6 protein-coding genes are annotated in these 5,534 nt (G+C 50.7%); 1 reads left to right on the top strand and 5 read right to left on the bottom strand.

What is annotated here, in order from left to right:
• Window positions 1–61: 61 nt before the first annotated feature.
• From ASG39_RS10630 to ASG39_RS10615, 4 genes are all read right to left on the bottom strand, one after another.
• Window positions 62–295 (bottom strand): hypothetical protein, encoded by a 234-nt coding sequence (locus ASG39_RS10630; protein ID WP_062594998.1) that lies wholly within the window; start codon window positions 293–295, stop codon window positions 62–64.
• Window positions 296–665: 370 nt separating this feature from the next.
• Window positions 666–1,322 carry a hypothetical protein gene (locus tag ASG39_RS10625; protein WP_062594997.1) on the bottom strand — a complete coding sequence of 219 codons (657 nt, stop codon included), beginning with the start codon at window positions 1,320–1,322 and terminating at the stop codon, window positions 666–668.
• 34 nt (window positions 1,323–1,356) lie between these two features.
• Window positions 1,357–2,277 carry a GIY-YIG nuclease family protein gene (locus ASG39_RS10620; protein WP_062594996.1) on the bottom strand — a complete coding sequence of 307 codons (921 nt, stop codon included), beginning with the start codon at window positions 2,275–2,277 and terminating at the stop codon, window positions 1,357–1,359.
• 81 nt (window positions 2,278–2,358) lie between these two features.
• A complete protein-coding gene (locus ASG39_RS10615) occupies window positions 2,359–2,619 on the bottom strand; it encodes a hypothetical protein (protein WP_156468121.1) in 261 nt (86 codons plus the stop codon).
• Between the two features lie 146 nt (window positions 2,620–2,765).
• On the opposite strand from ASG39_RS10615, the gene ASG39_RS23850 reads away from it, so the two are divergent.
• Complete coding sequence (locus ASG39_RS23850) at window positions 2,766–4,310, top strand: hypothetical protein (RefSeq protein ID WP_156468120.1); 1,545 nt, start codon at window positions 2,766–2,768, stop codon at window positions 4,308–4,310.
• Between the two features lie 159 nt (window positions 4,311–4,469).
• Here the strand turns inward: ASG39_RS23850 and ASG39_RS24095 are convergent.
• Window positions 4,470–5,534 (bottom strand): hypothetical protein (locus ASG39_RS24095; RefSeq protein ID WP_162242430.1); only part of this gene is annotated, 1,065 nt, incomplete at its 5' end.

Here is a 5,534-nt window from a genome sequence, read left to right as displayed (position 1 = left end):
CAGTTCCTTATCGACGAGCAATGTGATCCGGAAAGGATCGAACGCATCATGGCGGACCAGCCTAAATCATAAGCTCTGCGGCCTTCGCCGGATGGATACGGTCGGGGTCTTCCTCGTAGGCGATAGCTTCCGCGGCAGCGAGTTTCGCAAGGGCCTTGAAGATCGTCCGCGTATCCCATGCGGCTCGAACCGCGTCTTCGATTAGCTCCTGCACATGAAGGTCTAAGGCCTCTTCGCATTCCAGCGCATAGTCCGGGTGATCCATGGAAAACTTCGGGCTGAATATCTCTTGCATGGCGTGTCTCCTATCGGGTGGACAACCATAATCATGACGAGTCGTTACTTTCAGGCCTCGACCGACATAGAACCGACTACACGGGCAACGACGGTTCGTATAGCCGCCGCCTGAGTGCCTGACAGTTGCCGGCTGTCATGATGAGCAATCAGGCTCTTATGATCGCTGACGAGCTTCTGTGCGACCTTCAGCGTTGTTTCCTCGATACCGAAGATGACAGGCGTCGTGCTGTCGATGTCCGCGAGCCTGTCGGGCAGGGTCTCGATTTCGATGGACAGGACAAGGACGACGCTCGTCAGCGTGCTTCTGTCTAACTTTCAGCGGAGATTCTTTTTGGTTCAGCGGTGTCGTCTGCTGGGTAGACAGCTAATTATGTCAGCTTGGCGAATAAGTCGTCCAAATGGGTTTGGCAATTAGCGTGTTTCATGATCTTGAATGTTGAAAGATGCGGCAGCGCAATGAGCTTCTGGCGTCCGTTTGTACCGAAAATTGCCTCATACTCACCCCATCCCACTCTGTGCCTTACGTCGGTGGCGATATTCAAAATCTTCGCAATTCTTTCGCCTGTGGAGATGCCAACAGCAATAATGATCGAAGGTCGAACTTTTTCTAAAACATGACCCCATATCGCAGCGCCGAATGATACTGCACTGCGTCTGTCGATCAACGCTTTGTCTTTTCGTGAGCGCCACAGAATTAGATTGCCTGCCAAAACTTCTCGCGGCTCGACAGAGAGTCGTTCACAGACAGCCCGGACTTGAAGCTGATAAGGCGCATTGCCTTGTCCATAGTAGGTGCCGTTGCCCTTCTTCCAGTCCTCATCCGCATACGCGGACGTACCGATAGGCATATCAAATTGCCCGTGTCCTTCGACCTCTTCGATCCCACCCGGATTCCAGCCGATAATAGCAACCGATGCTGTTTCGAGCACCGATCGGTTGCTGTAGAGGAAGCGCCAGCCTTGGCTATTTCCCGAGGCCTGGTAGGCAGCTTCGATTTCGTCATGCAGTTTTGCGATGTCGATCATCTTGTACCCCTTAGGTCGTGTTCGAGCATGCCCTTCACGAAGGGTCGATGACTTTCTCCAACGACGCGTCTTGCCAGTCCTTCAGGGACTGCCCGGAGTTTGCGAGCTTCCAAGAAGTCCGTCCGTTTGTGTTACGATTTTTGATGACCGCCGCCGCCGCGCTCGGACTGGCGAAAGCTACATCTTCGGCAAACTCCACAAATCTCGGGTCATCAGTAATTACCAAACGTCCTTCTTTAAGCAGTTGTTGTCGGAGTGCTCCGTAGATGTTTGTGCTGAAGGTTGCGGTACTGCCACGTGATCCCTTAAGCACGGTAATTTCCCCATCGACCTCAACAGCTTTTGCCGCAAATCCATACTTCTCGCTGTTCATGACGAGATCCAAGCGATTTGAGGTAGATGCATAGGCTTCTGTCAAAGCGGAAACTAACTGTGCTGTGACGCGCGGTCGCAGAAAGTCAAAGCCGACCACAGGCAAAACGACCTGCACCTGTTCGATGAAGAACTCCATGTCGGTAATGTCGCTTTCGGGTAAGTTTTTCAGCGCCGGTTCATTCCCGTTGGCTACGTTGGCGCGATCAGCGGATCTGATAAGCTGGACAAAACGACTTTCCAAATAGCGCACGTGGGCCTTAGTGAGGTTGAAGTCTTTCGATGTGACCAGACATGCCCGGGTCCAAAAGTCCTTTGACACGTCTTTAGAATGCGACTTCAAACGGTCAATCACGCTATCGCCTTCACCCACATACACCCGATCTTTTGTTGGCTGATCAGGGTCATCCCCTACCAGAAAATATAGGCCTGTTCGGGTTGCCTCCGGACGCTGCAGAGCATTCGGAAGTTTTGATCGGGGTGTAACCAACACATGCCCGGTCCAATTCATGATCTCCGCAGTCAAGATACCTGTAGGTGTGCCATCGACCAAATAGAGGCGAACGCTGCGTCCATGAGTCATTCTGAGGTTTTATCCCGAGTTGCGCATATCGACGGACCTTATGTCGTTGAGCATCACACTGTCGAGACCGGATGCCGTAGCTTAAAACGCCGAGCTATCCCACTCGATGCGCCAGTCGATCACTGGTTCGGCTGTTTCGAGCACCAAGGCTATCTCAAACCATGCTGCCTCATCGTCGCCTCGGCGACCCGCCAACATGCTCACCGGGAAGTAAGCACGCAGCGGATCTGCTGTCGCTTCAAATGGTGGGATGTCGAGGCGTTTTTCCGCTTCCATTCCGTCGGATGCCGCGACGGATACAATGAGGATTGTTCTCCATGAGCCAAATCCGTTCCAATTCATGCGCATTGCCCAATGATAGACGGCTGAGTCTTCGTTTGATTGTAGGGCTGGCTCTGCCACTAATTTTGAGCTGGTATTCTCAATTACCTTTTCCTATGGTTGCATTCAGGACGGGCTCTTTCTAAAATACGCTTCAACGGGATGACATGAACATACAAAACGCACTTGAAGTCCTCAAAAAATCAACATTCGGGCATAGGACTGCCGAGGAAGAGAAAGATAACATTAAGCAGTATTTCGTTGAAACTGAGGACTGGAACTCAGTATTCAGCGGCAAGGCAGATATAATATATGGCGCTAAAGGAAGTGGGAAGAGCGCAATCTACAGTCTCATCATTGAAAATCAAAGCGAATTGTTTGATAGAAACATACTGGTCATCCCGGGAGAAAATCCACAGGGAACACCGGCTTTTCAATCGCTTTCGCAAAACCCGCCAGAAAGCGAATTTGCATTTGTAAGTTTGTGGAAGCTATATTTTCTGACTTTGTGCGGAAAAGCTTTTCGCGACTATGAGATATCAAACCCATTAGCGGTAGAGATTATTGGAGCTTTGGAAGAAGCAAATTTATTGCCACGCTCCTTTACGTTATCCCGCGCTCTAACATATGCCTTGCACTATGTCCGTGACTGGACAGCCCGAATTGAGGCTGTAGAGGGCACAGTGACCATCGATCCTACTACATCGATACCTATGGGTGCCGGTAAAATTTCGCTCAGGGAACCAAGTTCCGCTCGTGCAAAGCTCGGACATATTTCAGTTGATGAATTGCTGAGTAAAGCAAACGCTGCGTTTGCAAAAGAAGAACTCACTGTTTGGGTTGTTTTAGACCGCCTCGACGTGGCGTTTTCTGATAATTCCGCGCTCGAAGCGCTTGCATTGCGAGCATTGTTTAAGGCTTACCTTGATATTAAAAATTTAAATAGCATACGGACGAAAATCTTCTTAAGAACTGACATTTGGAAGAGCATCGTCAAGGATGGATTTCGTGAAGCGAGCCATCTCGAGAGAACGCTGACAATCAGGTGGCGCGAAGATGATATTCTAAACGTACTCGTGAGAAGAATGCTTTCAAACGACTCAATTGCAAAATACTACGGCGTCGATAGGATAGAAATTCTCGGTGACGCAACTAAGCAGAGAGATATATTTTTTCGAATGATGCCTGCACAGGTTGAATCCGGTCCAAACAAATCGAACACTTTGAAGTGGATGATTACTCGGACAAGTGATGCCTCGAAAGAGCCTGCGCCTCGTGAGTTGATACACATGATGAACGAGCTCCGAACTGAGCAGATCAAAAGGCTGGAGCGTGGGCAGAAGGGACTTGTTCCAGAAAAGGCATTATTCGAGCAAGTTTCATTCAAAGACGCGCTCCCTGCTGTGTCGCGCGCACGTTTGGAGCAAACGCTCTACGCAGAGTACGCGCGTTTAAAACCTTACGTGGAAAAAATGAGGCAGCAGCGTGCATCGCAAACTGTAGAATCGCTGGCAACACTATGGGGAATTCCGCAATCGGAGACCCAGCTCGTCGTAAACGAGCTTGAGGATGCCGGCTTTTTTGAAAAGTTTGCTGGAACTAAAGCTCCTACCGTCAGGGTCCCCTTTTTATACCGACCAGCATTAGAACTTGTTCAAGGTACAGTAGAACTTGATCAAGGTACAACAGAGCGTGCATTCGAAGCTGAATAGATTTATGCCAGCGCTAAAGACTGCAGCGGGCCTAAAAAAAACGGGTCGCGGATGTGTGAGAAGGGCAAAGATCGTCACAATTGGGTAGAGGCGATCCGGCTTAGTGGATCGCCTCTGAGGGTGTTGGTCGTGTCGCGAGGGCTCCGCAGAAAAAAGTTCTCATAAAGCGATGTCTTTATTCGCCTTGTAGTTTTTCAACGACGCGACAACGCTTCGGACAGATCGGTTTTCGGACGTGCCGAACCAACCGGCGTCCACGTAGGGTTGCAGAACGGTTTCCAGCGCATCGAGCGGTACTCTCCCACCGTAATGAAGGTCTTTCCCGCAGGCGAACAGGGCACCGTGACCGCCGCTCTGCCCGGGCATGATCGCATGTTTGGAGACAAACGCTTCCGGATCGATTTCACTTGTGAATGATCGCAGGGCGTTTGCCCGCTTCACCTTCTTTTCGCTCTTCCCATCGTCAGCACCCTTCGTCATCTTCAGCCATTCGACCGCGTCGAGCAGATTAGCCGTATGTTCGATGAAGAGGTCAGCGCCATGTGGGGAAACGTTCGGTACGAACATCGGAACCTTGATGCTATGGGAATGCTTGTCGAAAGCGATTGCCTCTGCACCCATCTCCGTCCCTGCTCGTGCTTTTAGGACGCGAAGAATATGCTTGTATTCCTTGTCCATGACACTGTGCGACATGGGAACTACGACGCGGACCCGTGGTGTGCTGGCAGTCATTCTGTTCGTGTGATGGATGACGTGGGTCAGTCCAAGCGACTTTAGCCAATCTGAGATGTCGGCAGGCATGACCGTCATTTCATCGATATCAAGAATGATCATTTTGGTTTGCTTGAATTCACCGTTCTCATAAATGCCTTCCCGCCAAGCCGCGTTGTACTCTTTCTTCTTACCCACCTTTTCGGACTCACGGCGCAAGGCGTCAACGACATCTTCCCAAGAGACGACATCCCCCCGCCATTCTTCTCGGTTGTGCAGGGACTCCCAATATTTGAGAGCGAAGCCGTCGTATTGCTCAATGGATGCCAAACTCTCAGCGCGTTTTCCCGCACGGCTTTTTGACTGCCGCTCGTTGTTCGTCTGTGCCTCTTCGCTAAGAAGTTCCTCAATTCCTGTTGATTTCCACTGAGAGCTGACCCGGCATTTCCACCGAGAAGTGACCCGCCTTAGGTATCGTTTGTGTTGGTCGTAGTGGTCAAGTTCCTGCGTTTC

This window comes from Rhizobium sp. Leaf371 (genome assembly GCF_001424045.1).
Taxonomy (GTDB): Bacteria; Pseudomonadota; Alphaproteobacteria; order Rhizobiales; family Rhizobiaceae; genus Ferranicluibacter.
The sequence above is the reverse complement of the archived record's forward strand: the minus strand, read 5'-3'. Positions and strand labels throughout refer to the sequence as shown.

Bases quoted from the DNA above. Each gene is read 5' to 3' on its own strand.
- ASG39_RS10630 (WP_062594998.1), bottom strand. From the start codon at position 295: ATGCAAGAGATATTCAGCCCGAAGTTTTCCATGGATCACCCGGACTAT.
- ASG39_RS23850 (WP_156468120.1), top strand. From the start codon at position 2,766: ATGAACATACAAAACGCACTTGAAGTCCTCAAAAAATCAACATTCGGG.
- ASG39_RS10625 (WP_062594997.1), bottom strand. From the start codon at position 1,322: ATGATCGACATCGCAAAACTGCATGACGAAATCGAAGCTGCCTACCAG.
- ASG39_RS10615 (WP_156468121.1), bottom strand. From the start codon at position 2,619: ATGAATTGGAACGGATTTGGCTCATGGAGAACAATCCTCATTGTATCC.
- ASG39_RS10620 (WP_062594996.1), bottom strand. From the start codon at position 2,277: ATGACTCATGGACGCAGCGTTCGCCTCTATTTGGTCGATGGCACACCT.